General features: G+C 63.3%; 25 protein-coding genes, 1 tRNA gene and 1 pseudogene. 11 read left to right on the top strand and 16 right to left on the bottom strand.

What is annotated here, in order from left to right; all coding sequences use genetic code 11:
* Positions 1-35 precede the first annotated feature (35 nt).
* Positions 36-851, bottom strand: coding sequence for an NAD(P)H-binding protein (locus BW978_RS01205; RefSeq protein WP_076391475.1), 816 nt, complete (start codon positions 849-851; stop codon positions 36-38).
* Positions 852-922: 71 nt separating this feature from the next.
* On the opposite strand from BW978_RS01205, the gene BW978_RS01200 reads away from it, so the two are divergent.
* The 5 genes and pseudogenes from BW978_RS01200 (at position 923) to BW978_RS23880 (ending at position 2,361) form a co-directional block, all read left to right on the top strand.
* Positions 923-1,324, top strand: coding sequence for a winged helix-turn-helix transcriptional regulator (locus tag BW978_RS01200; protein ID WP_076391473.1), 402 nt, complete (start codon positions 923-925; stop codon positions 1,322-1,324).
* A gap of 61 nt (positions 1,325-1,385) precedes the next feature.
* Positions 1,386-1,616 carry a type II toxin-antitoxin system CcdA family antitoxin gene (locus tag BW978_RS01195; RefSeq protein WP_076391471.1) on the top strand — a complete coding sequence of 77 codons (231 nt, stop codon included), beginning with the start codon at positions 1,386-1,388 and terminating at the stop codon, positions 1,614-1,616.
* 2 nt (positions 1,617-1,618) lie between these two features.
* A complete protein-coding gene (locus tag BW978_RS01190) occupies positions 1,619-1,918 on the top strand; it encodes a CcdB family protein (protein WP_076391469.1) in 300 nt (99 codons plus the stop codon).
* A 77-nt stretch (positions 1,919-1,995) separates the two neighbouring features.
* Positions 1,996-2,166: pseudogene (locus BW978_RS23725) on the top strand (DUF1508 domain-containing protein); the annotation flags it as partial.
* 33 nt (positions 2,167-2,199) lie between these two features.
* A complete protein-coding gene (locus tag BW978_RS23880) occupies positions 2,200-2,361 on the top strand; it encodes a YegP family protein (protein ID WP_280173590.1) in 162 nt (53 codons plus the stop codon).
* A 1,446-nt stretch (positions 2,362-3,807) separates the two neighbouring features.
* Here BW978_RS23880 and BW978_RS01180 read toward each other — a convergent pair.
* From BW978_RS01180 to BW978_RS01160, 5 genes are all read right to left on the bottom strand, one after another.
* Complete coding sequence (locus tag BW978_RS01180; protein ID WP_076391465.1) at positions 3,808-5,445, bottom strand: CRTAC1 family protein; 1,638 nt, start codon at positions 5,443-5,445, stop codon at positions 3,808-3,810.
* Positions 5,442-6,755, bottom strand: a complete 1,314-nt coding sequence (locus BW978_RS01175) for a vanadium-dependent haloperoxidase (protein WP_076391463.1) — start codon at positions 6,753-6,755, stop codon at positions 5,442-5,444. The genes BW978_RS01180 and BW978_RS01175 overlap by 4 nt, the downstream gene beginning before the upstream one ends.
* A 98-nt stretch (positions 6,756-6,853) precedes the next feature.
* A complete protein-coding gene (locus BW978_RS01170; protein WP_076391461.1) occupies positions 6,854-7,447 on the bottom strand; it encodes a LysE family translocator in 594 nt (197 codons plus the stop codon).
* 104 nt (positions 7,448-7,551) lie between these two features.
* Positions 7,552-8,256, bottom strand: a complete 705-nt coding sequence (locus BW978_RS01165; protein ID WP_076393096.1) for a type 1 glutamine amidotransferase — start codon at positions 8,254-8,256, stop codon at positions 7,552-7,554.
* Between the two features lie 100 nt (positions 8,257-8,356).
* Positions 8,357-8,797: a DoxX family protein gene (locus BW978_RS01160; RefSeq protein WP_076391459.1), complete on the bottom strand. Its 441-nt coding sequence runs from the start codon at positions 8,795-8,797 to the stop codon at positions 8,357-8,359.
* 119 nt (positions 8,798-8,916) lie between these two features.
* Here BW978_RS01160 and BW978_RS01155 point away from each other — a divergent pair, with 119 nt between their 5' ends.
* The gene (locus BW978_RS01155; protein ID WP_076393094.1) at positions 8,917-9,222 is read left to right on the top strand and encodes an Rdx family protein; all 306 of its coding nucleotides are present in this window, start codon (positions 8,917-8,919) and stop codon (positions 9,220-9,222) included.
* Between the two features lie 42 nt (positions 9,223-9,264).
* On the opposite strand, the gene BW978_RS01150 is transcribed toward BW978_RS01155, so the two are convergent.
* Positions 9,265-9,723 carry a BA14K family protein gene (locus BW978_RS01150; protein WP_076391457.1) on the bottom strand — a complete coding sequence of 153 codons (459 nt, stop codon included), beginning with the start codon at positions 9,721-9,723 and terminating at the stop codon, positions 9,265-9,267.
* Positions 9,724-9,965: 242 nt separating this feature from the next.
* Between BW978_RS01150 and BW978_RS01145 the strand changes: the two genes are divergently transcribed.
* Positions 9,966-10,052: transfer RNA gene (locus tag BW978_RS01145), tRNA-Leu, on the top strand.
* Positions 10,053-10,222: 170 nt separating this feature from the next.
* Complete coding sequence (locus BW978_RS01140; RefSeq protein WP_076391455.1) at positions 10,223-10,444, top strand: hypothetical protein; 222 nt, start codon at positions 10,223-10,225, stop codon at positions 10,442-10,444.
* Positions 10,445-10,462: 18 nt separating this feature from the next.
* On the opposite strand, the gene BW978_RS01135 is transcribed toward BW978_RS01140, so the two are convergent.
* The 4 genes from BW978_RS01135 to BW978_RS01120 all read right to left on the bottom strand — a co-directional run bounded on the left by BW978_RS01135 (position 10,463) and on the right by BW978_RS01120 (position 13,616).
* On the bottom strand, positions 10,463-10,843 hold the full coding sequence (locus BW978_RS01135) for a hypothetical protein (protein WP_076391453.1): 381 nt from the start codon (positions 10,841-10,843) through the stop codon (positions 10,463-10,465).
* Between the two features lie 71 nt (positions 10,844-10,914).
* Positions 10,915-11,769 carry a C40 family peptidase gene (locus BW978_RS01130; RefSeq protein WP_139330251.1) on the bottom strand — a complete coding sequence of 285 codons (855 nt, stop codon included), beginning with the start codon at positions 11,767-11,769 and terminating at the stop codon, positions 10,915-10,917.
* A 13-nt stretch (positions 11,770-11,782) separates the two neighbouring features.
* On the bottom strand, positions 11,783-12,130 hold the full coding sequence (locus BW978_RS01125) for a MarR family transcriptional regulator (RefSeq protein WP_076391449.1): 348 nt from the start codon (positions 12,128-12,130) through the stop codon (positions 11,783-11,785).
* A 94-nt stretch (positions 12,131-12,224) separates the two neighbouring features.
* Entirely contained in the window at positions 12,225-13,616 is a 1,392-nt protein-coding gene (locus BW978_RS01120) for a leucyl aminopeptidase family protein (RefSeq protein ID WP_076391447.1), read from the bottom strand.
* 194 nt (positions 13,617-13,810) lie between these two features.
* On the opposite strand from BW978_RS01120, the gene BW978_RS01115 reads away from it, so the two are divergent.
* A complete protein-coding gene (locus tag BW978_RS01115; RefSeq protein WP_236759373.1) occupies positions 13,811-14,584 on the top strand; it encodes a tetratricopeptide repeat protein in 774 nt (257 codons plus the stop codon).
* Positions 14,585-14,588: 4 nt separating this feature from the next.
* Here BW978_RS01115 and BW978_RS01110 read toward each other — a convergent pair whose 3' ends face one another.
* Positions 14,589-15,176: an IMPACT family protein gene (locus tag BW978_RS01110; protein WP_076391445.1), complete on the bottom strand. Its 588-nt coding sequence runs from the start codon at positions 15,174-15,176 to the stop codon at positions 14,589-14,591.
* A gap of 11 nt (positions 15,177-15,187) precedes the next feature.
* Complete coding sequence (locus tag BW978_RS01105; protein WP_076391443.1) at positions 15,188-15,580, bottom strand: hypothetical protein; 393 nt, start codon at positions 15,578-15,580, stop codon at positions 15,188-15,190.
* 254 nt (positions 15,581-15,834) lie between these two features.
* Here BW978_RS01105 and BW978_RS01100 point away from each other — a divergent pair, with 254 nt between their 5' ends.
* Positions 15,835-18,918 carry a DNA translocase FtsK gene (locus BW978_RS01100; protein ID WP_076391441.1) on the top strand — a complete coding sequence of 1,028 codons (3,084 nt, stop codon included), beginning with the start codon at positions 15,835-15,837 and terminating at the stop codon, positions 18,916-18,918.
* 82 nt (positions 18,919-19,000) lie between these two features.
* On the opposite strand, the gene BW978_RS01095 is transcribed toward BW978_RS01100, so the two are convergent.
* On the bottom strand, positions 19,001-19,456 hold the full coding sequence (locus BW978_RS01095) for a hypothetical protein (RefSeq protein ID WP_175616832.1): 456 nt from the start codon (positions 19,454-19,456) through the stop codon (positions 19,001-19,003).
* A gap of 130 nt (positions 19,457-19,586) precedes the next feature.
* Between BW978_RS01095 and BW978_RS01090 the strand changes: the two genes are divergently transcribed.
* Complete coding sequence (locus BW978_RS01090) at positions 19,587-20,576, top strand: YihY/virulence factor BrkB family protein (RefSeq protein WP_076391438.1); 990 nt, start codon at positions 19,587-19,589, stop codon at positions 20,574-20,576.
* A gap of 80 nt (positions 20,577-20,656) precedes the next feature.
* Here the strand turns inward: BW978_RS01090 and ngg are convergent, their stop codons facing one another.
* Positions 20,657-22,462: an N-acetylglutaminylglutamine synthetase gene (gene ngg, locus BW978_RS01085; RefSeq protein WP_076391436.1), complete on the bottom strand. Its 1,806-nt coding sequence runs from the start codon at positions 22,460-22,462 to the stop codon at positions 20,657-20,659.
* A gap of 1 nt (position 22,463) precedes the next feature.
* Positions 22,464-24,239, bottom strand: a complete 1,776-nt coding sequence (locus tag BW978_RS01080) for an N-acetylglutaminylglutamine amidotransferase (RefSeq protein ID WP_076391434.1) — start codon at positions 24,237-24,239, stop codon at positions 22,464-22,466.
* Positions 24,240-24,264 lie beyond the last annotated feature (25 nt).

Raw genomic sequence — 24,264 nt, 5'->3', positions numbered from 1 at the left:
AGCCTTTTCCAAGGCTCCCACTCGCCGTTTCCGCTTCATGACCCTGCCGCCCGCGCAGCCTCTGCCGCGATCGGCAAGGTCGGCCGCGGCGCTCCGGCGATCAGGACCGCAAGGTCTGTCGTGCGGGCCTCTAGAAACCCTGCCGCCGCCGTGGAATAGATCGACATCAGCATCGGCGGCTGGAATGGCTTGAGGGGGGCTGCGGCCAGTGACGCCCGTGTTTCTTCGAGGTTCGCTGGACGATAGGGAACGCTAAGTTTTTCCGCCAGATCGGCAACACTCCAGGCTTCTGCTCCCGACAGTTCGTAGATCATGCCCGCATGGGCGCGCGGGTCCTTGAGAACCGTCACGGCCGCATCGGCCAGATCCTGCCTTGCCACAGGCGATAGCGGCGCGGTGCCGAAGGGTGCCCGGATCACGCCATCAAGCGGAGCGGCAAGTGCCCCGATCAACTCGGCATAGAGACCATTGCGCAGGACCGTCCAGGCAAGGCGGCTGTCCTTCAGCCGCTTCTCGGTCCATCGATGGGCAAGCGAGAAAGCAAGATGGTCACCCGTTCCGCTCAGGCTCGTATAGACGACATGGCGGACGCCCGAGCGGATCGCAGCCGCGATCACCGCATCATGGCGGCGGATGACGACATCATCTTCCGCGTAACCGGCAGAGATCATCATCAGCGTTTCGACATCGCTGAAGTCGAGCGTTTCGGGATCGTCGAAATCGATCCGGCGTCGACCTGTATCCGTCTCCTCTGCCAGACGGCTGCCAATGCAGATGTCGAGACCGGCGTCTTTGGTACCTTGCGCGGTAAGCTTGGAGAGTTGGCCGGAGCCTCCAGTGAGCAGTATCATGGGTTGCGTCCTTTTCGTTGCGGGCGCATCTATTTATTGCGCCCTCAGGAACGACGTAAGGAGGCACATCGATGTTCGCCGCAACCCAGCCCGGGATCGAGACGCTCGAACCCTGCGGCACACCGGAACACGAAGATTGCGGTCTTCGCCTCACGCTTGATCGCCTCGGAGAGAAATGGACCGTCATGGCGATTGCCGAGCTCTCGGCCGGTCCGCGCCGCTACCGGGAGATCGAGCGCGCGCTGTCGGGCGTCACCCAGCGCATGCTGACGCTGACACTGCGCCGTCTCGAGCGGGACGGACTGGTCGACCGTCATGTCGAACCCACCAACCCTCCTTCGGTCACTTATTCTCTGACGCCCCGGGGCTTGGGCTTTTCGGCCATCACGGCCGGGCTGGTCGAATGGTCGCGGGAACACAAGGAGGCGATCCTTTCATCGCGGGAAGCCTATGACGGGCGAGGCAAGGGCTGATCGGCCCATTCTCAGCAAGCTGGAGCCGTGCTATTCTCCGTCCAGCGCCGGAGACCATCCCATGTCGATCGAAGCCCGCAAAGCCCATGACCTGACCGTCAGTGAAGCCCTTGTGACCGAGGCTGAAACCCTCGGTCTCGATGTCGCGGGTGCGGCTGAACAGGGCATTGCCCGCGCCATCAAGGCCGAGAAAGAACGGCGCTGGAAAATAGAGAACGCCGAGGCGATCCAGGCGGATAACGACTATGTCGCCAAGCACGGCCTGCCCCTCGCCAAATACCGGCAGTTCTGACCATGGCGCGATTTCGGATCCATCGCCTGAAATCGGAAGAGCAATTGGTCGTGGACCTCCAGTCCGACTTTCTCCATGACCTTCCCACGAGGGTCGTCGCACCATTGCAGCCGGTCGAAACGGTCACCTGGGTGATCGCACGCCTGACGCCTCGCTTCGAGGTCGGCGGCAAAACCTATGTCATGGCGACCCACCGTCTCGCGGCTCTTCCACTCTCTGAGATCGGCCCCTCGATCGACAATCTCTCCACCCGCGCCGACGAGATCAGCGCTGCCACGGATTTCCTCTTCCAGGGCTTTTAAGTGCTTCTTGCCCGCCTGCCGCAGTCGCGCTAGCATTCGAATGCAATCATAAGCCGATGGGCAAAGGGGAGACGGGCATGCACAAGTTCAAGATCGTCAAGACCGAGAAGGGCGAGTTCCGCGTCCAGTTCGTCTATAATGCCGAGATCATGGTCTGGTCGGAAAACTACGCCTCCAAGGCGAGCGCGAAGAACTGCGTCGAGTCGCTGAAGAAGAACGCGCCGGCAGCCCCCGTCGTCGACCTTACCAAGCAGGAAACCGGCAGCGGCTATCGCTTCGAAATCGACGAGGCCAAAAACGGCGAAACCTTCGTCCGTTTCCGCGCCGCCAATGGCGAAATCATGGTGCGCTCGGAAACCTACAAGTCGAAGTCCAGCGCCAAGAACTGCATCGAGTCGATCCAGAAGCGCGTGGCGGAGGCTGCGGTGGAGGAGGCGGAGTGAGGCCTCGGCTCTATCCGTCGAACTGAGGCGCCGGCGGGTTTCTACCTCTCCCCTGTGTGGGAGAGGTTACAAAATCGAAGGCTTAGCCCGATCAGGGCTAAACTTCAGATTTTGTTGGTGGGGGATCGGTGGTGCGGGCACGACATAACCGCCCCCCCTCTCTGGCGATTTCTGATGTTTAGGCGGCTTGCGCTCGCCTAATTCATCGAAATCGCTTTCTCCCCCACCAAGAGGGAGATGGGTGTCGCGCGAGCCCCTCATCCTGAGGTGCCCGACTGCGTCGGGCCTCGAAGGACGAGGCCACAACGGGATCCGGTGCTTGGATCCTTCGAGGCCCTCGCTTTGCGAGGGCACCTCAGGATGAGGGATATCCGTCAAGCCGCGAACTCGCGTCATCTCCCGAAAAAAGGGGGATGACTTTCGCGAATCCCTCAGCAAAATCAACAAAACCAAGATTTTTCATCCCCGCCCATTTCCACGCCCTTACCCTAATCCCGTCCCGCCCTCGGATACACCTGACGATGCGATGTCAGGCGAGGCGGGGCCGGCGCCGGGGTGGCGTGCTCTCGCAGGCACAAATCCCCGGCCCGCTGCAACGGTCTCCCTCCGGACGAGGGGGTGGAAGTGACGGTGGACAGCCGGATGCTGGACGCCTGCAACCCCCGATCGGAAGGACGTGCCTCAGAGGCACACAGACAAGGCGCCAATGCTGTCACGAACATCCAGGCAGCGGGGCGAATAAAACGGCGGGGATGCAGGCCGAGGTCGATGACCAAAGCTTCATCCCCCGGGCGAGGGTCCCGGTCGGAATGGTGCACCATCCGGCGGGAACCTCCCGGGCCACCGGCCAGGCTCTGGCAGACATTCCCTCTGGAGGACTCTGTCAAAGCCGGACCCTACGCCCGGTCATCCTCGACCCTCGGGTCAAGCCCGAGGATGACGAGGACCGTCGCCGCCTTGCCAGAGAGACGCATGCAGCGGGAATAGACGCCGAACGAGGCGCCGGAAGGAGCCACATAAAACTACTTAGACAGGTTGCTTCTGGCGCCTCGTCCGAGACAAGTTTCAGCCTATCCGGAGGGAGCGATCCCGACCGGCGGCGAAGCTTGGGGTTTTTGACAGTTAAGTCCTGAAGGGTGGGAGCGCGGGCCGCAAGCGCAAAGCCCATCTCCCCCTTGGTGGGGGAGACTTCGGAGCGGTGGCCGAAGGCCAGAAATCGATCCAGTGAATCGATTTCAGCGAACGGAGGCCTGAGCGCGACGCCGCGCGAAGGCTGAGAGATGAATTAGACGAGCGCAAGCCGCCTAAACATCAGAAATCGCAAGTGAGGGGGTCCGTTCTCCGTGCCACTATCACTGATCCCCTCACCAACAAAATCTGAGGTTTAGCCCTGATCGGGCTAAGCCCTCGATTTTGTAACCTCTCCCACAAGGGGAGAGGAGAGCTTCACAGCCCCTCGCCCGGCTTCCACAGTCTTGGCCCCGTGCCACGCCCAACGAGGTAAAAACCGTCAGCCGCCACCGTCTGCCAATCCCCAACCTCGCCATCCGGCCAAAGCACGCGGATCTCGGTTTCCGCCAATCCGCCCAACCCAAAATGATGCCAGCCGGTCTTGCCGCTGACATGGCCGCCGCCGATGGTGAGCTCTCGGCGCTGCACGACATCGCCGGTCTTCACCTCGATCCAGGCGCCGACCGCGTCGCGGTTCGGACCGTCCTGGCGCAGCGCCAGTTGCAGGAAGCGGCCAGCGCCTTCCGTCGTATTGCGCCAGATCTCCACCGGAGACCCCTGGTTGACGACCAGGAGATCAACCAATCCATCGAGGTTGAAGTCTGCCAGCGCCCCGCCCCGGCCCTTGGCCATCGAGGCGATACCGGCCTTGTCGCCCATTTCGGTGAACTTGCCGTCCTCGCCCTGGATGAGCAGATTGTTGGGGTCCTTTTCAGCGAAATCGGGCATCTCGGCGACATTGCCCTTGGCGACGAAAAGGTCGGTGCGGCCGTCATTGTTGACGTCCTCGAATTCCGTATGCCAGGCGGTCGAGGGGCGGATCTCGCCGCCGGTATAGGGCCGGTGAGCAGTGGCACCCTTCGCAAACGCAACGTCGTTGTAGGACGGCTTTGGCTTACCATCGGCGGGGATTTCGCCAAGCTTCTGCAGCTTGTTGTCGGCCATGCTGGTCAGGAAATATTCCGGATAGCCGTCGAAATCGATATCGTGGCTGGCGATGCCCATGCCCCAGATGCGCAGGTATTTCCAACCTTCCGCCTGGCTATAAAGCTCCGGCGCCTTGCCCGGCTCCAGCTTCCACATCTGCTCCTGGCCGCCCTTGTAATACTCGCGGTCGTTGGAGACGCGAAGCGAAGGCGTGCCGGAGCGGTTCCAGTCGGTGAAGAGGATCGACAGAGGGCAAAAGGAGGGGGTGAGCGCGAGCGGCGGGGCTAAGCGACGCTCCGTCGTCGATGCCGGGCGATGCAGCCAGTTGTCGGTACATGAGCCCCAGGGCTCGAAGTCCTCGAAGCGGTCGATGTAATTGCCGACGGCGAGCGTTGGCCAGGTATTGCCGCGCTCCCAGGTGGCGGAAAAGGCGGTCGACCAGGCGTCGCCACCGTCAAATCCCCAGGCCTCGTTGGCGCGTTCGAAACGGCACTCGCCCAAGCCGCGCATGACGACATTCTCGCCGGAGCGCAACAGCACGACGTCCTGCAGCCCGTCGCCATCGACATCCAGCGGATAGGCGCCGATCACCTTGTCGAGTTCGAGGCCGGACACCTGTTCGTCGAACTTGAGAGCGCCGCCGGCCTCGCTTCGGTTGAGGTAAAATTTCGCCTTGTCCTCGCCGCCCGCAAGCACGAGATCGGGGAAGCCGTCGGCATTGCAGTCGAAGCTGCCGGCACCGCCGCCAACCATATATTCCCAATCGCCCCGGTAGGTGCTGACGATACCGCTGGAGGCGGTTTCGTCGGTGAAGCGGGGAACGAGGGGAGCGCCATTTGCGAGCGCAGGCGCGGCCTCAGGCAGCGACAGCAGCAGGGCAAGGCCCGCGAGCCGAACCGGAAGGCGGAGGTCCTTGCGACCGGTCATCCGCGCGTCCTCAGGGCAACCGTCTTTTCGCCGATGCAGCGGCCCTGATCGAGGCCGCGATCGATGGCTGCGCGGAAATGGATGCCGCCATAGAGGCGGGAGACGCCAGCTTCTTCCGCGGCATCCCAGAAGCTCTTGAAGCTCCGGTTCGGCAGCTTGTCCTTTTCATGCGTGTTGTCGGTAAAGGCGAAGTTTTCGCCGAAAAAGGCGGTCAATACGGTCGCTGCCGCACCCGACTGGGTGGAATGGCCGGAGGGATATTCCGGGAAGGGCGGCGTGATCAGGATCGGCTCCCATTTGGGATCGATGACCCGCTTGATATAGGTGACCGGGCGGAGCAGGTCGTATTCGAATTTCGAATGCCAGCAGCCGATGAAGGCGTCGGCGAGCGTGATACCAAGGCGGGCGAGCAGGTCTGCATGTTCGGCGGCGCCTGCCTTGCGCTCGTCGAGGATCTTCAGGCCGATGACGATCCAGTGGCCGGGCGGGGTCGGCGAAAGCATCGGATCATCCGACCAGAAGCGTGCGATGGCGCGCTGTTCCGGCGTCAGGTTCTTGACGGTCTCGTAGACTTCGAGCGCTTCCTGATAGAAATCCGAGCCCTTTTCCTCGCTATAGGCGGGCGGTGCTGGCAGGGGGCAACCATTGCCCGTCTGCATCGCGAAGGGCCGGTTCTCGCCCCATTTGGGCAGGAGAGGCAGCTGCTGCTGGTTGATCAGGCTTGTTGGAACCCAGTTCGATGGTCCCTTGTTGAGCGTGAACTCCAGCGGGAAGCCCATGTTCTCAACCTTGGCGCCGCCATCGCCCTCAGACCAGCTCAGGATGTGGGCGGTGACGCTTTCGCCATAGGCCTGGCTTCGGGCGACGAGATCGGGGGCGAGACCGGCCGAGACCTCGTTGGCGAGCTTTTCCGTCATGCGCTTCATGGCGCGCTGGCCGGTCGGGCCGGTATTGCCGAAGAGCTGGCGAGCGGCGGAAGAGAGTGCGGCCTGCATAACGACGGCTTCGTCATAGCTTGCACCCGCTTCACGCTGCGGCACTGGCGTGAGGCCATTCAGCTGGCCGGACAACGAGGTCAGCGTCCGATCCCCGGAGGCGAGCCCCTCGTAGGCGGTGACGCCGAGATAGGCGAAGGCGCGGCTTGCGACGGGTGGCGAATAGGTTGGCGTGTGCCGCACCAGCTCGAGCACGAGGCGGTACCAGTCGCGCATGACCTTGTCGGCTCCGACAGAGCTTGCCTGGGCCGGCTGCACGGCCAGCACCATAATGATGAAGCAGAGCGCCAGGAGGCGCGTCCCCACTGCCTTCATGTCCCCCTCCCACAGGTTTCAGAAGCGATCTCAATCGATTGAATGTCGATTAAGCACGGGGGCGGACGGCTCGCAAGAGGGCGGCGGGTGACGGGCGATCAAATCCAGCCGATGGCGCGGCCGGCCAGGCTGATGGCGAAGACGACGAGGAAGCTTGCGGCGACGCGACCAAAGAGCAGCGGATTGGTGGTGGCGACACGCCGCAGGATGGCGGCCCCGGCGCTCAACCAGCAGGTGGCGACGAGCACTACCATGAGCGCGAAGAGCGCCAGGTAGGGAAGCGGTACGACAAGCGTTTCAGGTGCTGTGAAGGAGGCGGGTGGAATGAGCGCGAGGCCGATGATCAGGGCCTTGGGGTTCAGCACCGTCGTGCCGTAGACGGTCGCGGCGTTCACCGCACCGGGCTCGGTGGCCGAGGGCGGACGGATCCAGAGCCGAGCGGCAAGCAGCAGGACCCAGAGCGTCGAGGCGAGCTTGATGACCAGCGAGGCGGTGGGTTGGTCGGCGAGCAGCGGGGCAGCCAGGAAGACCAGTGGAACGATGGTGGTGAGATAGCCCGCGAGCTCGGCGCCGATCAGCGGCAGGGATGCCCTGAGCCCACGCGCTGCGCCCGAGACCGCCAGCAGGGTATTCGTCGGCCCCGGCGTCAGGAGAAGGAGGAGAACGGCAAGGGCAAAAGCGGACAGGGACATCAGGGCACTCCGTAACTTTCGTGCCGGAGATAACAGGTCGGCCAGGGCCGCTGCTTGATTTCGGTCAACCCCGTCGCCCGAGGCGGAAAGTTGCGGCCGGTCGCTCAGGACGGCCGGATCTGGCGGACCCAGGCACGGGCGAGGGTCAGGCCAGCTTCGTCGGAGAGGTGCCCGTCCGTCGGCTCGATTTCGGGATGGCGGGCAAGCCAGCCGGGCTCCTTGCGCTCGATCACCTCGGGGAAATGCGTCATCCAGTTGCGCACGACGTCTCGATTGGCCTCGAAATGGAACTGGAAGCCGTAGGCGGCGCGGCCGATGCGGAAGGCCTGGTGGCGGGCGGCTTCGTTTTCCGCGAGGTGAGAGGCGCCTTGCGGCAGCGTGAAGGTGTCGTCGTGCCATTGAAAGGACAGGAAACGATCGGGAAGGACCGACAGCACCGGATCCTGTCTGCCGGCTTCGGTGCGGCCGATGCTGCGCCAGCCGAATTCGGGGGCGGCACCAATCAGGTTATCGCCGCCATAGGCGCGGGCGAGGAGCTGGCTGCCAAGGCAGATGCCAAGTACGGCCTTGTCGCTGTCGCCGAAGCAGCGCATCAAGCTTGCAAGCGCCGGCAGATAGGGATGCTTTTCGTCGTCGCGGGCATTTTGCTCACCGCCGAAGACAACGAGGGCGTCATGCGCGTCAAATTCCGGGAGAGGTTCACCCGCAAAGGCGCGGATCGTGACGATCTCTGCTCCGGCTTCGGCCAGGGCGATGCCGACCTGACCGGCTTCGGTGATTTTGGTATTCTCGACGATGGCAACGCGCATGGGGGAATCGGATCTCGTGAGCGGATGCATCAGAGAAAGCATGCGCCTGCGATCACGGCAAGACGGGAGGGCGCCGCTTGAAGCCCCCTCCCCCCGAGCTTCAGAAGGTTTTCTTCAGGCGCGCATCAACCGACTGGCTGTTGCCGCCACGAATGACGAAGAAGAAGGTCATCGCCGCCCAGAGCAGAGACTTTTCAGCACCCGAGAAGCCCTGATCGAGCTGCACCCAATGGAAATAGACGGTGACGAGGAGCACGATGGTCGCAGCGAAGGCGGCTGGTCGCGTCAGAAGACCGATCGCAAGCAGGATGCCGCCGAAGAATTCGGTGATCGCCAGAAGCGGCGACCAGATGACGCCGGGATAGAAGCCGAGGCCTTCGACCATCTGGACGGCGCCGAAGGGATCGACGATCTTGCCGGCGCCATGGATGACCAGGAAACCGCCGGCCACCAGACGCAGCAGGGTTTCGACCCCGTCGTGACCGGAGCGATAGACGGGGGCAAGGGCAGGAACGAAAAGACGGTTCGGTTCAATGGACATGAACAAACTCCAAAATGACAATAACCTGCGCCTCATGGCCGAAGCTTCGCTGCGTGGCAATTGGACGCATTAAGAAAAGTTGATCGGACGGGTTAACTTATCCGTGAAGAAGGACAATGATGATGGCCAAACCCCGGATTTCAATCACCTATTGCACCCAGTGCAACTGGCTTCTGCGCTCCGGCTGGATGGCGCAGGAACTGCTGCATACCTTTGCCGACGATCTGGGCGAAGTGGCACTGATCCCGGGCACGGGCGGGATTTTCGAGATCAAGCTGAACGACGCGCTGATTTGGGAACGCAAGCGTGATGGCGGTTTTCCGGGCTCGAAGGAGCTGAAGCAGAAGGTGCGGGACGCCATCGATCCCGAGCGTGATCTCGGCCATGTCGACCGGGTGAGTGATAACGAAGGGCTCGACAGCTGAGATGGAAAAGGCGGCCGGGGCCGCCTTTATAACTCTGGTCGCTCAGTTGAAGGGTGACCGGCAGACCTTGTAGTAGCCACTCGTTGAGAGGAACTCGTTGGTACGGGGATCGTAGGACCGATAGCGGTTCAGGCACCAGTCGACATGCCGCTCCCAGCCTCGGCCCGGCGGGCGGTAACCCGGATCCTCATAAACCGGCGGGCGCGGACGATAGCCAGGCTCTACATAGACGGGCGGACGTGGGCGCGGACGATAGACCGGCGGCTCGTCATAGACGGACGGCGGATAATATTCCGGTGGCAAGGGACGTGGACGGCGCGGCGGCGGGCGGTCCCAGGTTTCGTAGCAACCGGAGAAGTCGCAGACGAGATCGATCTCTTCGACATCGGAGCCCGGCTGCGAAATCAATGGCATCGGCTTCGTCATCGCAGCCTCCGCCACGGAGGTGAAAAGCTGGGCACCGGCGAGCGCCAAAGCCACAAAAGCGGATCGAATCGTCATGTAGTCATCCCGTCGTTCATCCCGGCGGCGGGTGAACCGCCTCGCCGACCGAGAGATAGAGCGTTTCGATCACGGCTTTTTCACGACAGCGTTATCCGTGGCAGACTGTGCAAAAGGCCTGTGTCCCAACGCATCTGCGAATCCGCTTCCGGCATTCTGGCAGACGCCTTCATCGCCCCGACATGAAAACTTCAAAAAGCCGGTTGACAGGTCGGAGCAGTCCCTTTACACGGCTCCTCGTCGCCCAGATGGCGGAATTGGTAGACGCGCCAGCTTCAGGTGCTGGTACTCGAAAGGGTGTGGAGGTTCGAGTCCTCTTCTGGGCACCAAATTCCGATTTGAGATCAGCAGTTTATGCGATCGTCAAACACTTTAAAAAGCCCGGCTTGCCGGGCTTTTTTCTTGTCTAAAATTGAGTTTCCGGTGCTGTCGCAGTGCCGTTTTTAGCACGATTTCCCAAGCGTTTCCGAGCCCCGCAAGACCGCCACAAGGACAGACCATGGACGAGACCGTCGCCATCGAAAGCCGCAGCGAATTCGCCCTCTGGGCGATCGAACGTGCCAAGGAAATCGTGGCCCAGGAGGGCACGGCGCTGGCGCTTGCGGCACGCGACATGGACGAGGAAGGTTTGCGCGAGGCCGGCCACAAGCTCGGCGGCGCGATCAGCGAAGCGCTGATCGAAGTGTTCGACGGATTGCTCGGCCAGGACGATCACGGCTGATCGCCCCGGAGCGGGATATCAGTCGATAACCCTGGGATTGACGCCGGGATACCACATGCGGCCGGACCGCGGCGGCTCGGTGCCTTCATAGACAATGCCGTTCTTTTCGCAGCGGTAGACCGTGTAGGGCAGGCTGTCGCGCAGATCACGGCGACCGAAGTGATGGCGGTTGGGGACAACCGTCCGCGTTTCACAGCTGACGTTTTCACCGAACTGGTTGACAGGATCCTGCGGCTTGACACCCGGTAGGTCCTTGAAGCTCTCCTGACCGGCTTTGCCCCAGGCGATGCCTTCGGAGGCTGAGGCGGGGGCGATAGCTGCGAAGACGGCCAGCGACGCCAGTACCAGAGCAGTGCTGATTTTCGTGGACGTGTTGTTCTCTTGGCGGGCCAGCAGCATGGGCAATCTTCTCGTCAGCTCTAATGACGCCGATATAAACACTCGACGCGGCGGCACCAAGACCGGGATCATCACGTTTCGGCGACGGGGCGGCGGTAGCCGGTCGGGGTGCCATAGAGCCAGCCGATGCGTTCGATGGCGGCCTTAAGCGTCTCGCGGGCCACGGACATGGTGTTGCCGTTGGCGTGGATCATGGTCGTTTCGTCTTCCATGATCGCCACATGGCCCTTCCAGAAGACGAGGTCGCCGCGCCTGAGCTCGGCACGCTCCACGGGCATGCCGAGGCCCGATGCCTGCATGTCGCTGTCGCGCGGGGCTTTCTGCCCTGCCATGCGCATGGCGAGCTGCACGAGGCCCGAGCAATCAATGCCGAAGCCGGACTTGCCGCCCCAGAGATAGGGGGTTTCGAGGAACAGCGCTGCAACGGCCACGTAATCCGGTGCAGGTGGTTCGGCGATCGGGCGAAGGTGGCGGGAAACAAGGGCTCCGCCATCCGACAGCATGAGATAGCGGGTGCCGCGGGTTTCCGCCTCGCGCACGATCGTTAGCCGGCTTCCCATCGACAAGGCCATTCGCGTCGGGAAGCGCAGATCGGGACCAGAATAGACAAAGGTGCGTGGCACAGTGACGATATGGGTTGTCGCCGCAGCAGTGCCGAGCGCCTCTTCCGGCAGGTAGCCGACATAACCATCGTCCACCGCCTTCACCCAGGCCCAGCCCCCCTGACGCTCGAAAACACGGACTTCTTCACCCATCAGAAGTTCGGTATCGATTCCCATGGAAAGATCGGGTTTCGGGCGAAGCGGCACGACCGGCTGGGTGATCATCGCCGGTTCCGGGGTGACAAACCTGTCCGCTTTGACTTGCCCCTTCAGGGCGATATCGGCGAGATCGGGCCGGAAGGCGTTGAGGCGCCGGTCGAGCATAATCAAGTCTCCGTCAGCCGAGCGAGCGGCCCCGGGCGATGATGTTATCGCCGAATTTTTCGAGAAAAAGCGCACCGCCGACGGTGCGCTTGACGATGACGCTGCGGCGGTCGAACTCGTCCCTGATACGGTCAACGAGGCCCAGCTCCCCGAGCGTATCGAGCGCGCGGGTGATGACGGGCTTGGTGACATTGAGGGTTGCGGCGAGGCCGCGCACCGTATGGGGCGGCGGCACAAGATAAATCTCGAGCAGTACGGCGAGCTGACGCATAGTGAGGTCGTGGCCGTCTTTCTGGACCTGATCCAGGGTCACCCTGTGCCACAAGCAAAGCGCCTGGGTTGCCGTCATTTCGAGGCCCATGGCCCCTCCCCCTCGTTCCGATCCGGGCCAGCAGCCCCTCGCGAGTATCATTCCGGCAAAGGAACGATCTGGCAAGGGGCTGGTGGATTTAGGCTTAGTCGGCGCCGGACTGCAGGTAGCGGTAAAGGGCGCGGATCGCCTGGGCCTCGCCGCCGACAGGCGAATGGGCGCGCTCCGTCGGAGACCAGCCGAAAATGTCGAAATGCGCCCAGCGGCGGCCCGGCGAGACGAAGCGCTTGAGGAAGAGGGCAGCCGTGATGGCACCCGCCATTCCGCCCGAGGGGGCATTCGTCACGTCGGCGATCTGAGCCTTCAACATGCGCTCATACCCCTTGTAAAGCGGCATGCGCCAGAGGGGATCGTCGACCGCGAGGCTGGCATCGGCGATCTGGTCGGCGAGCTCCTCGTCGTCGGTGAAGAAGGGCGGAAGGTCGGGCCCGAGGGCCACGCGTGCGGCGCCGGTGAGGGTCGCCATATCGATCAGCAGATCCGGCTCCTCGGCGTCGGCATAGCTAAGCGCATCCGCGAGGATCAGGCGTCCTTCGGCATCGGTGTTGTCGATCTGGACGGTCAGACCCTTGCGGCTCTTGTAGACGTCACCCGGGCGGAAGGCATTGCCGGCGATGGCGTTCTCGACGGCTGGGATGACGACATGGAGATCAACCTTGAGCTTTGCATCCATGATCATCAGCGCGAGGCCCAGCACATTGGCGGCGCCGCCCATGTCCTTCTTCATCAAGAGCATCGAGGAAGCCGGCTTGATGTCGAGGCCGCCGGTGTCGAAGCTGACGCCCTTGCCGACGAGGGTGACCTTACGATGGCCCTTCTTGCCCCAGCGCATCTCGATCAAGCGCGGGGCGACCGTGGAGGCGCGGCCAACGGCATGGACGAGGGGAAAGTTCTTCTCGACGAGTTCGTCGCCGGTGATGACAGAGACCTCGGCCTTGTAGTGTTCGGCCAGGCGACGGACGGCGGCTTCAATATCGGCCGGGCTCATGTCGTTGGCCGGGGTGTTGATCAAGTCACGGGCGAGATAGACGCCCGCCAACTGGCGCTTGATGTCGGCCGCATCGGCATCCTGCGGGATCAGGAGACGCGGCTCGGTGACCCGCTCGGAGCGATAGCGGTCGAAGCTGTAGGCGCCGAGGCCATAGCCGAGCAGCAGGCGGTTGGCGGTGAGCGGGGCGGTTTCGATGTGCCAGTCGCCGGCCGGCAGCGCGCGGGCGAGCTTGCCGGTCAGATAGGGATTTTCAGAAGGGTTGGCGCCGAGCCCGAACAGCGCGCCGCCCACATGGCCGTCGGCGGTTGGGATCAGTAGCACCGAGCCGGCCTCGGCCTTGAAGCCAGCTTTCTTCGCCCAGTCGAGGGCGAGCGGTTCCAGCGTGCCGGTCTCGACATGGGCCGGGGTGACGGCGAAGACCGGGAGCGTCTTGCCGCCCTTGGTGCTGAAGGGGGACGGTCTTTCGATATACTGGAACGGGGCCATGACGAGACGCTTTCTGGAGATTCGGCTGAAGAATCGGTGGGGCTCGATTAACACTCCGTTAGGGTTAACAGATTATTGCTTGAGTGGAGGTTGCGCCGCCCGGACGAGGCGCGGCGGCGGGGACTAGCTAACTCGGGACGATCACCATGCGCATGCGAATTCCAGGCTCGGCAAACCATCTGCGGATCGTGGCCATGACAGGTCTGGTGATGGCGGCGATGACGCTCACCGGCTGCGGCTCGGCGAAGAAGGAGCTGACGACGGGCTCGATCCCCAAGGCAAGCCAGCAACTCGATTCGCTCAGCGGTCCGCAACTGAGCCGCGCCGTGGAAGGCATCGGCCAGGCCTATGACCGCAACCCGAAGGACCGGAATATCGGTCTCTCCTATGCCAATGGACTGATGATGACGGGCCGCAACACGCAGGCGCTTGCCGTCATGCAGCAGGTGGCGATTGCCCATCCGAACGATCGCGAGGTACTCTCCTCGCTCGGCAAGGCGCAGGCGGCGGCGGGACAACTGGAAAAAGCGCTCGGCACCATTCAGCGGGCGCAGACACCGGACCGACCCGACTGGCGCCTTTATTCGGCGGAAGGGGCCGTGCTCGACCAGCTCGGCCGCTCCAGCGAGGCGCGCTCGCGTTACCGCATGGCGCTGCAGATGCAGCCGAACGATCCAAGCGTATTGTCGAACATGGGCATGTCCTTCGTGCTTTCGGGCGACCTGAAGACGGCCGAGGACTATCTGCGCCAGGCGTCGCAGCAACCCCGTGCCGACAGCCGGGTTCGCCAGAACCTCGCGCTGGTGGTCGGCCTGCAGGGCCGGTTCCAGGAGGCAGAACAGCTGGCGGCCCAGGAACTCGATCCGCAGCAGGCGGCGGCCAATTTGCAATATCTGCGCGGCATGCTCGCCCAGCAGAATTCCTGGAAGCAGCTTTCCAGCCAGGACATGCCGAAAAAGAAGAGCTGAGCCTTCAGTCCGGAAAGACGAGGCTTGACCGGCCGCTGGTGAGATCGCGCACCAGCCGGATCGCCTGCTCCTCATCGCCCTGCCTCAACGTCACCGCGAGATCGACGCCCTCTGCCGTGAAGATTTCGACGAAGGTGAGATGCGGAATTGCGGCGAGCCGCGACTTCACGAGAGCGAGGTCCGAGAAGCTCACCGATGATTCGCCCGTTACCATCGGGATGATCTCCTGCTTGTCGGCGGCTCGGAGCATCTGGGCTGCCGTTCCTCCATAGGCACGCATCAAACCGCCACTGCCGAGCAGGATGCCGCCAAAGAAGCGGGTCACGACCACGACGACACCATCGAGTTCCTGGCCATCGATGGCCTGGAGGATCGGCTTGCCGGCTGTGCCCGAAGGCTCGCCGTCGTCGGAGAAACGATAGGCCTGACCGATGCGCCAGGCCCAGCAATTGTGATTGGCCGCGGGATCTGAGACCGATGCGAGGAAGGCTTTCGCTTCCTCTTCGCTGGCAATCGGTGCTGCCTGGCCGATGAAGCGGCTCTTCTTGATGTCTTGAACGAACTCAACCGGCGCGACAAGGGTGAACGGCATGGCGTGCTGCCTCAGCCGTCTGCTTCGTGGGCGACAAGCCACTCGGCAAGTGCCGCGATCACGGAGAGGCGCAAAGCCGCTTTCATGGCGAGCGCGCGGGTGAGCGAGGCGTCGCGGCTGGAGAAGCCGAGTTCGGCCATGACACCGGAGGGCGAGAGTTTTCGAGCGCGCATGACCGCCTCGACACGCTCGATTGTCGATGGCAGCAGATACCGGCCATTGGCGATGAGGGCTGCGGCATCTTCAGGAATCGGTTCGGCACCGGAGGAGTCGGGGGTGGCCGATGCGCGGGCCCGCAACTCTGCCGAGACCAGATCCAGAAAGGCCTGGCGATCCTCGGGCCCTGCTGATGTCCAAGCCTTCAGGAGCTTCTTCAGGGGACTGGGCTTCTCTTTCTTCGACATGATCGGCTTTCTGTTCGTCCCCGTCCATAGCCCGAGTGGAGACATGGTGCGAGAAAAAAACTTGGGGGCCAGCATCTTCCGGCGAGGGGCGAAATTCGGCTTTGGCAACAGCGGTATCGGGGGCGAAAGGGCCTAGTAAGAACCCTTCGTGCATTAGATATTTCTGCCGGACGGAAAGCGGTCGTTAACCTTTATTTTCTACTCAGATAGCTCAGTTTTCGCGTTCTTGTATCCCGCCAGCGTTCAGGTTTCCGATGCACCCTCCCCGTTCAAATTCCGCGTATCAGGTCAATCAATTAGGGGACAACAAGGGTGAAGGTGCCGATCAGTCGGCCGCCGACCAGATCGAGGGGCGTGAGGAAACGCCGGTCTGGCAGAAGGCCTTCGTTCTGGGCCCCAATGTGCGGTTCACCCGTACGCCCGACCGCGCGCCGGGCAAGGCCGAGCCGACGCCTGCGCCCGCTCCCCAGCCGAGCACGCAGTCTGCACGGACAGCCGCTCCACAGCCGGCAATGCCGCAGGCGCCGACTCGACAGGCCTATCAGCCCGCACGCCAGCCGATGGCCACTGCCCCGGCAAAGCCCGCCTCGTCAGCGACGAGCAGCGTACCCTATGCCGGCCTGCCGCGCACCGGCGCGCCAGCTCCCGCGCCTAAGCCGGAAGTGCCGCGCATGCCTGCTTCCGTGACCTTGCCGCAGCCGCCGGATGCAGTGGGCGCGCGCGCGCTCACCTACAAGCTTCGCCGGGAACTCGCCCGCCAGCAGGCCGAACAGGCCGCCTGGGAAGCATCGATGGCGGATGGCGCATCGCCGCAGGAGATCGGCCCGGCTCCCCAACCTGTGCAGCCAGCCCCCCTGGTACAAGGCATGCGGACCGTTCTCGCAAGCACTCAGGCCGCGACCGTCGGGACAAATGTTCGACCGACGACCGAGGCTCATGTGCCGCCGCACCTGCAGCGGTCGCTCGCCCAACAGTCAGAAGCCCTACGGCTTGCTGCCCAGCAGGCGGCGCCCGCGGCGCGTCCGCCGATGGTGCGCAATGCATTTCTGCGGACACCGCCAGCAGCGGCGGCACCTGTGCCGGTTGCGGCGCCCGTTGTTGCTCCGCCAGCCGTGCAGCCTCTTGTCACGGCTTCGGCCGTCACGGCGTCCGTTACATCAGGCTTTGCCGCGTGGACGCAGATGACCAATCCGTCGCCAACCGTTCCAGCGGTACCGGCTGCCGTTGCGCCGGCGGTGGCGCAAGCCGGGTCGGAGACCGCGCGTCTGCCGATCGCATCGCTGCTCTCGGACCACATCTTCTTCGAAGCGATGATCGCACCGGTGGATGCACCATCGGAGATCGAAATGGCGCGGCCCCCGATTGCGCGACCTGTTTCACAGGCTCGCCAGCCGGCGGCTCCGCAAAGGGCTCAGCATACCGCACCGCAGCCGGTTCGCAGCATTCCTGCGCCAGCACCTCAGGCCGTTTCTCCAGTCCGCGCCGAAATCGTGCGCTATCGCCCAGAAGGGGTTTCCGCCGTACAGCCGGTGACTGTTGCGGCGCGCAAGCCCGTGTTCGACGCAACCCCGGGCTCGGTCGTCGCGCTGTATCGGGAAGTCGCTTATCGGGATGTGTCAGCGCCGTCCTACGCGTTGCAGCAGGCGCAGGCAGCGGCGACCGAGACCGTCGCCCCCCTTGAGGCGGTTGTTCCGGCGCCGCTTCAGGCGAACCATTCGTCGATTGCTCCCATGTCAGCCGCCCTGCCAAGACAACCGCTGTTCAAGGCGCAGGACGCGCTGGGCGAAGGCGAATATGAGCTTCCCTATCTCGACTTCCTGCAGATGCCGCCGGTCCAGACGGGCGTCACAATGACGGCAGAGGCACTGGAGCAGAGCGCCGGGCTGCTGGAAAGCGTGCTGGAAGATTTTGGCATCAAGGGCGAAGTGATCGACGTGCGCCCCGGCCCTGTTGTCACGCTCTACGAATTCGAACCAGCACCGGGGGTGAAGTCCTCGCGTGTCATCGGTCTCTCCGACGATATCGCCCGCTCGATGTCCGCTTTGTCCGCTCGCGTCGCAGTCGTCCCCGGCCGCAACGTCATCGGCATCGAGCTGCCGAACCCGGTGCGCGAAACCGTCTATCTGCGCGAGCTGATCGAAACGCCCGATTATGCCGAGACGCGCTACAAGCTGCCGGTCTGCCTCGGCAAGACCATCGGCGGCGAGCCCGTGATCGCGGAGCTTGCGAAGATGCCGCATCTGCTCGTGGCCGGCACCACCGGTTCGGGTAAGTCGGTTGCGATCAACACGATGATCCTCTCGCTGCTCTATCGGTTCCGGCCGGACGAGTGCCGGTTGATCATGGTCGATCCGAAGATGCTGGAGCTTTCCGTCTATGACGGGATCCCGCATCTCTTGACCCCTGTCGTGACCGATCCGAAGAAGGCCGTGATGGCGCTGAAATGGGCGGTGCGCGAGATGGAAGACCGCTATCGCAAGATGAGCCGCCTCGGCGTGCGCAATATCGACGGCTACAATGCCCGCGCCGCCCAGGCGCGCGAGAAGGGCGAGACGATCACCGTTTCCGTGCAGACCGGTTTTGACCGTCAGAGCGGCGAGATCGTTTATGAGGAGCAGGAACTCGACCTTTCGCCGATGCCGTACATCGTCGTCGTGGTCGACGAGATGGCCGACCTGATGATGGTCGCCGGCAAGGAGATCGAAGGCGCGATCCAGCGGCTGGCGCAGATGGCGCGTGCCGCCGGCATCCACCTGATCATGGCGACGCAGCGCCCCTCGGTCGATGTCATCACCGGCACGATCAAGGCGAACTTCCCGACCCGCGTTTCCTTCCAAGTGACATCCAAGATCGACAGCCGCACCATTCTGGGTGAGCCGGGCGCCGAACATCTGCTCGGCCAGGGCGATATGCTGCACATGGTCGGCGGCGGACGCATCGCCCGCGTGCACGGTCCCTTCGTTTCCGACGAGGAAGTCGAGAAGGTCGTCGCGCATCTGAAGATGCAGGGGCGTCCGGATTATCTGGGCACCGTGACAGAAGATGCCGACGAGGTGGAGGACGAGCCGGAAGAGGACGTGGCCGTCTTCGACAAAAGCGCCATGGCGGAAGAGGACGGCAACGATCTCTACGACAAGGCGGTCAAGGTGGTGCTGCGCGACAAGAAGTGCTCGACCTCCTATATCCAGCGCCGGCTATCCATCGGCTACAACAAGGCGGCTTCGCTTGTGGAGCGGATGGAGCAGGAAGGTATCGTGGGGGCTGCCAATCATGTCGGCAAGCGGGCGATCATCGTCGGTGGACGAGAGGTGAATGCCGAAGGCGACTTCGAAGGCTGACACCATTGGATCTGGTCGGGGTCGATGGAGGCCCCGACCGCGTCAATCAGCGAAGGCGCTGTCGCCCGATGCCTTCCAGCGATCAGATCTGCACGGGTCGGATCGTGTCGATGCCAATCTCGCCATCGATGAGACCACGGGTGAGACCCTGCCTGTCACGCGCGATCTCGATGACCGTGTAGAGTTTCTCCGAGCGGAAGGCACTTGCCATTCCGGTCGTCACGTCCTCGGCAGGTTTGGCGTCGATTTCCATATAGTCCAGCTCCTGCGAGGCCGCGACGAGGCGGGCATCGCCCGTTGAGCGGGCAGCTACCGTCACCACGCCATGGCCGGGGGCATTGTCCCAACGCGGATCGTCCGGCGCGGCTATAGGCTCCAGCCGATAGATGTTGAGCAGTTCATCGCCCCTCGACATGCCATGTTCCGCGGCGGCTGCATCCGACCGGCGCGCGGCCACTTCGAGGGGCTGCGCCAGATGAGGATCGATATGCTCTCGCTGAAGGTTGTTCGGCACTTCGTGGTCGTTGTTGTCGGACATGGTCTTCTCCCAGTGAAACATTCGGGAGCCCAACTGACCTCGGCCGGCGACGGTTCCGCCCGGCTTCTCTCGTCTCGGCAGGGAACATGGCGGCATGTGGACAAGTTTCCCTGACAACAAGGAGCCCGACATGCCGCCAGTGACACCTTCATCCCCGCCCCTCGCCTCCCACAGCCGCGATGAACGAGGGCGAGATGCGCGCAGCCCCAGCGACATTCCGGTGCGTGGCCTGTGGGATGTTTCGCTCAGGGTCCTGTCGCGGCTGACATCCGACCGGGTCACGCTCGCTGCAGCAGGCGTGTCCTTCTACGTGATGCTGTCGCTGTTTCCCGGTCTTGCAGCGCTGGTGTCGCTCTATGGCCTGATTGCCGATCCGACCACGATCGCCGGACGGCTGGATTTCCTCTCAGAACTGCTGCCTGCCGACGGGGTCACGATGATCCTGGGTCAGTTGCAGGCGCTGGCCGACGAAAACAACAGCACCTTGAGCACGGGTTTTCTCGTCGGTCTTGGCGTGTCGCTGTTCAGTGCCCGCAACGGGATGCTGGCGCTCTTCGAGGCCATGAACATTGCCTATGAGGAACAGGAGAAACGCGGCTTCGTCCATACTACGCTTCTGGCCGTCGCATTTACACTTGGCGCCATGGCCGTTCTCGCCGTCGTCATCACGGCACTCGCCATTCTGCCGCTGATCATGTCGGTCATCTTCATTTCGGCGCGGGCCGAGATGATCGTCGGGTTTATCCGCTGGCCGATCCTGATCGGCGTGATCTGGCTGGGGTCCGCGATGATCTATCGTTATGGGCCGAGCCGCGAGAACGCCCAACTGCGATGGCTGACCTGGGGCACTTTGCTGAGTTCGCTCGTCTGGATGATCATGTCGCTCGGCTTCTCCTTCTATCTGGAGAATTTCGCCGACTACAACGCGACCTATGGCGCGCTCGGCACATTTATCGCCTTCATGTTCTGGACCTGGCTGTCGGTGGTGATCCTGATTGTCGGTGCCATGCTGAATGCGGAGCTCGAACATCAGACGGCAGTGGACACGACGACGGGACCGGCAGAGCCGATGGGACGTCGGGGCGCGCATATGGCGGACACGATCGGCGAGTCGCAGTAGCCGCGATGAGAGCCGCAAAGCAGAAGGGCGGCACCGGAATGCCGCCCTTCTTGTTTGGGTCTTATCGATCACGCCTGTCGTCAGGCGTTGCGGCGCTCGCGAGCGCGGCTGCCGGGAAACAAAAGCTGGATGAAGCACTCGGCCGTCGGCTGAGGCTCGTGATTGGCAAGCCCGGGCCGCTCATTGGCTTCAATGAAGACATAGTCCGGCTTGGCAGGATCATGGACCATGAAATCGATACCGACGACCGGGATCTTGATGGCCTTGGCAATCCGGCAGGCCGCATCGACAAGGTCGGGATGGACAGTCGCAGTGACATCATGGATCGTGCCGCCGGTGTGGAGATTGGCGGCCTTGCGCACGGTGATTTCGCGGCCCTCTTCCAACACGCTCTCAAGATCGAGGTCCTGTTCGGCGAGGCAACGCTTCGTCTCGGCATCAACCGGAATGCGGCTTTCGCCACCGGTTGCGGCAGCGCGGCGGCGGGACTGCTGTTCGATCAGCTTGCGGATCGGCGAGCGGCCATCACCGATCACGCGGGGCGGGCGACGGACGGCGGCGGCGACGAGCTTGTAGTCGATGACGACGAGGCGTAGGTCCTCGCCTTCGAAACAGGCTTCGAGAAGCACGCGGTCGCAGACCTGGCGGGCCATACGAATGGCGGCCTGCAGGGCATCCATCGAGGAAATGCCGACCGAAATGCCCCTACCCTGTTCGCCTCGTGCGGGTTTCACGACCAGCTTGCCGTGTTGTTCCAGGAAGGCCTGCTTTTCGGCATCAGGGGCGTCAGCGGAGAGTTGTTCGGGGACGCTGAGACCCGCCGTCTCGGCGAAGCGGCGGGTGACGGCCTTGTCGTCGCAGATCGACATGGCGACCGATGAGGTGAGATCCGAGAGGCTTTCGCGGCAGTGAATGCTGCGGCCGCCATGGCTCAACCGGAAGAAACCGCCCTCAGGATCGGTCACCTCGACATGAATGCCGCGGCGGAGCGCCTCGTCAACGATCAGCCGGGCATAGGGGTTGAGCGCCTCGTAGCCTTCGACCGGCTGGGCGAAGAACTTCTCGTTGATGGCGTTCTTGCGTTTCACGGCAAAGAGCGGCACCCGGCGGAAGCCGAGCTTCTCGTAGAGACCGATCGCCTTATCATTGTCATGCAGGACGGAGAGATCGAGATAGGCGAGGCCACGCGCCTGGAAATGTTCGGCGAGGATACGCACCAAGCCCTCACCGATACCCGGCTGGCGGGCCTGGGGGTGGACGGCGAGGCACCAGAGCGAGGCGCCGCGCTCCGGGTCTTCGAACAGGCGATGATGGTCGATGCCGGTTACCGTTCCGACGATCTCGCCGGTGAGATCGTCCTGCGCGACGAAATAGGTGACGGGGCGGTTGTCTCGCTCGCCGGCGAAGAAGTCCTCGCGCACCTGGACCATGCCGCAGCTGGCATAGACCGCGTTGATGCCCGCCGCATCGCTCTCGGAGGAGAAGCGCCTGATCGTGACGCCCTTTGGGCGGCGGCCGCCGGCGCGATAGGTGGACAGGTCGAGCCGGAAGGTATGGGACGGATCGAGGAAGATCTCCTGCGGTGCCTGGGCAAGCAGGACATGCGGATCGCCGACGTGAAAGGCGATGTCGCGCGTATCGGGGGCTTCCTCGCGGAGCGCATCAAGCAGGTCCTGATAGCGGTCGAAGGTGGGAGTGAAGAGCAATCGCCCCCAGCCGCAATCAAGAGCGATGTTGTGGTTTCGGCCCTCGGTTTCAGAGGGCCGGCTGGTTGTCCCGTGGCTGCCGCTGCCAGGTGTGCGCAGGCGCGTCAACCGATGCGACAGGGCATTGCCGCGACGCGCCTTGCGCAATTGGGGGGCGATCTTCTTTTCCGCCTCGCTCACGTCAGTTCTCCTGAGCCTGCAACCACATTTCGAGAAGGCCGATCTGCCAGAGTTCCGAGCCCTGCAGCGGCGTGATATGCGAGGCGGGATCGGCCACCAGGCGATCGATGTAATCCTGGCGGAAGAGGCCACGTTCGCGGGCAGCCTGGGACGACAGGGCGTCGCGGAGCATGTCGAGATAGGGACCGGCGATGTATTTCAGCTGGGGCACGGGGAAGTAGCCCTTCTTGCGGTCGATGACCTCGGAGGGGATGACCTTGCGGGCGACATCCTTGACGATGCCCTTGCCGCCGTCCCGGAGCTTTTCCTCAGGCGGAATGCGGGCGGCGAGTTCGACCAGTTCGTGGTCGAGGAAGGGCACGCGGGCTTCCAGGCCCCAGGCCATGGTCATGTTGTCGACGCGCTTGACCGGATCGTCGACCAGCATGACGTTGCTGTCGAGGCGGAGCGCCTGATCGACCGGAGTATCGGCGCCGGAGCGCAGGAGATGTTCGCGCAGCAGGTCGCCGCTGACGTCTCGATCGGCAATCCAGCGATCCTGCAACTGGGTCTGCAGGGTTTCATGCGAGCGATCGCGGAAGGCACGGCCGTAGTCGCCGACGACATCGGTGGAGCCGACCAACGGCGGATACCAGTGATAACCGCCGAAGACCTCGTCGGCGCCCTGGCCCGATTGCACGACTTTGATGTGTTTGGAGACTTCCTTCGAGAGCAGGTAGAAGCCGACATTGTCATAGGAGACCATGGGCTCGGACATGGCGGCGATGGTGCCGGGCAGCGCGCCCATCAAATCGGCCGAGGGCACGAAGATCTTGTGGTGATCGGTGCCGAAGCGCTCAGCGATCAGGTCGGAATAGACGAATTCGTCTCCCTTTTCGCCATTGGCCTCTTCGAAGCCGACGGAGAAGCTCATCAGGCCTGTCTGCCCGGCTTCTGCCAGAAGGCCGACGATCAGGCTGGAATCGACGCCGCCGGAGAGGAGCACGCCGACGGGCACATCGGCAATCATCCGGCGCTTGACGGCAAGACGCAACGCATCGAGCAATTGCTCCTGCCAGTCCTCACGGCTCATACGGGCGTCTTCGGCGCGGCGCGTATAGGCTGGATCCCAATAGCGCTTGTCTTCGAAGCTGCCATCGGGCTGGTAGACCCGGATGGTTGCCGGGGGCAGCTTGCGCACGCCCTTGTAGATCGTGCGCGGCGGCGGCACGACGGCGTGGAAGGTCATGTAGTGATGAAGCGCCGTGACATCGATCGCGGTGTCGACGCCACCCGCCTTAACGATGGCGGGAAGCGAGGAGGCGAAACGCAGGCCACCGGAGACTTCCGCCAGATAGAGCGGCTTGATGCCGAAACGGTCGCGCGCCAAGACGACGCGGCCGGTGTCGCGCTCATGGATGACAAAGGCGAACATGCCGTGGAAGCGGGATACGCAGTCCGTGCCCCAGGCATGCCAGGCCTTCAGGATGACTTCGGTGTCGCCATCGGAGAAGAAGCGGTAGCCCTTGGCTTCCAGTTCGCTGCGCAGCTCACGGAAGTTATAGACACAGCCGTTGAAGACGAGCGAAAGGCCGAGATCGGGATCGACCATCGGCTGCTGCGATTTGTCGGAAAGGTCGAGGATGCGCAATCGTCGATGGCCGAGCCCGACATTGCCCCTGACCATCACGCCGGCCGAATCCGGCCCTCGTGGGGCCAAGACGTCCGCCATGATCGAAACTGCTGCTACCGACGGCGATGCGCCATCGAATCTCACTTCTCCACAAATGCCACACATGAACCGGGCTGAAACCTCCGTTGAA

The organism is Rhizobium sp. RU33A, assembly GCF_900156055.1.
GTDB lineage: Bacteria > Pseudomonadota > Alphaproteobacteria > Rhizobiales > Rhizobiaceae > Allorhizobium.
This window is presented reverse-complemented; position numbering and strand designations above follow the sequence as displayed.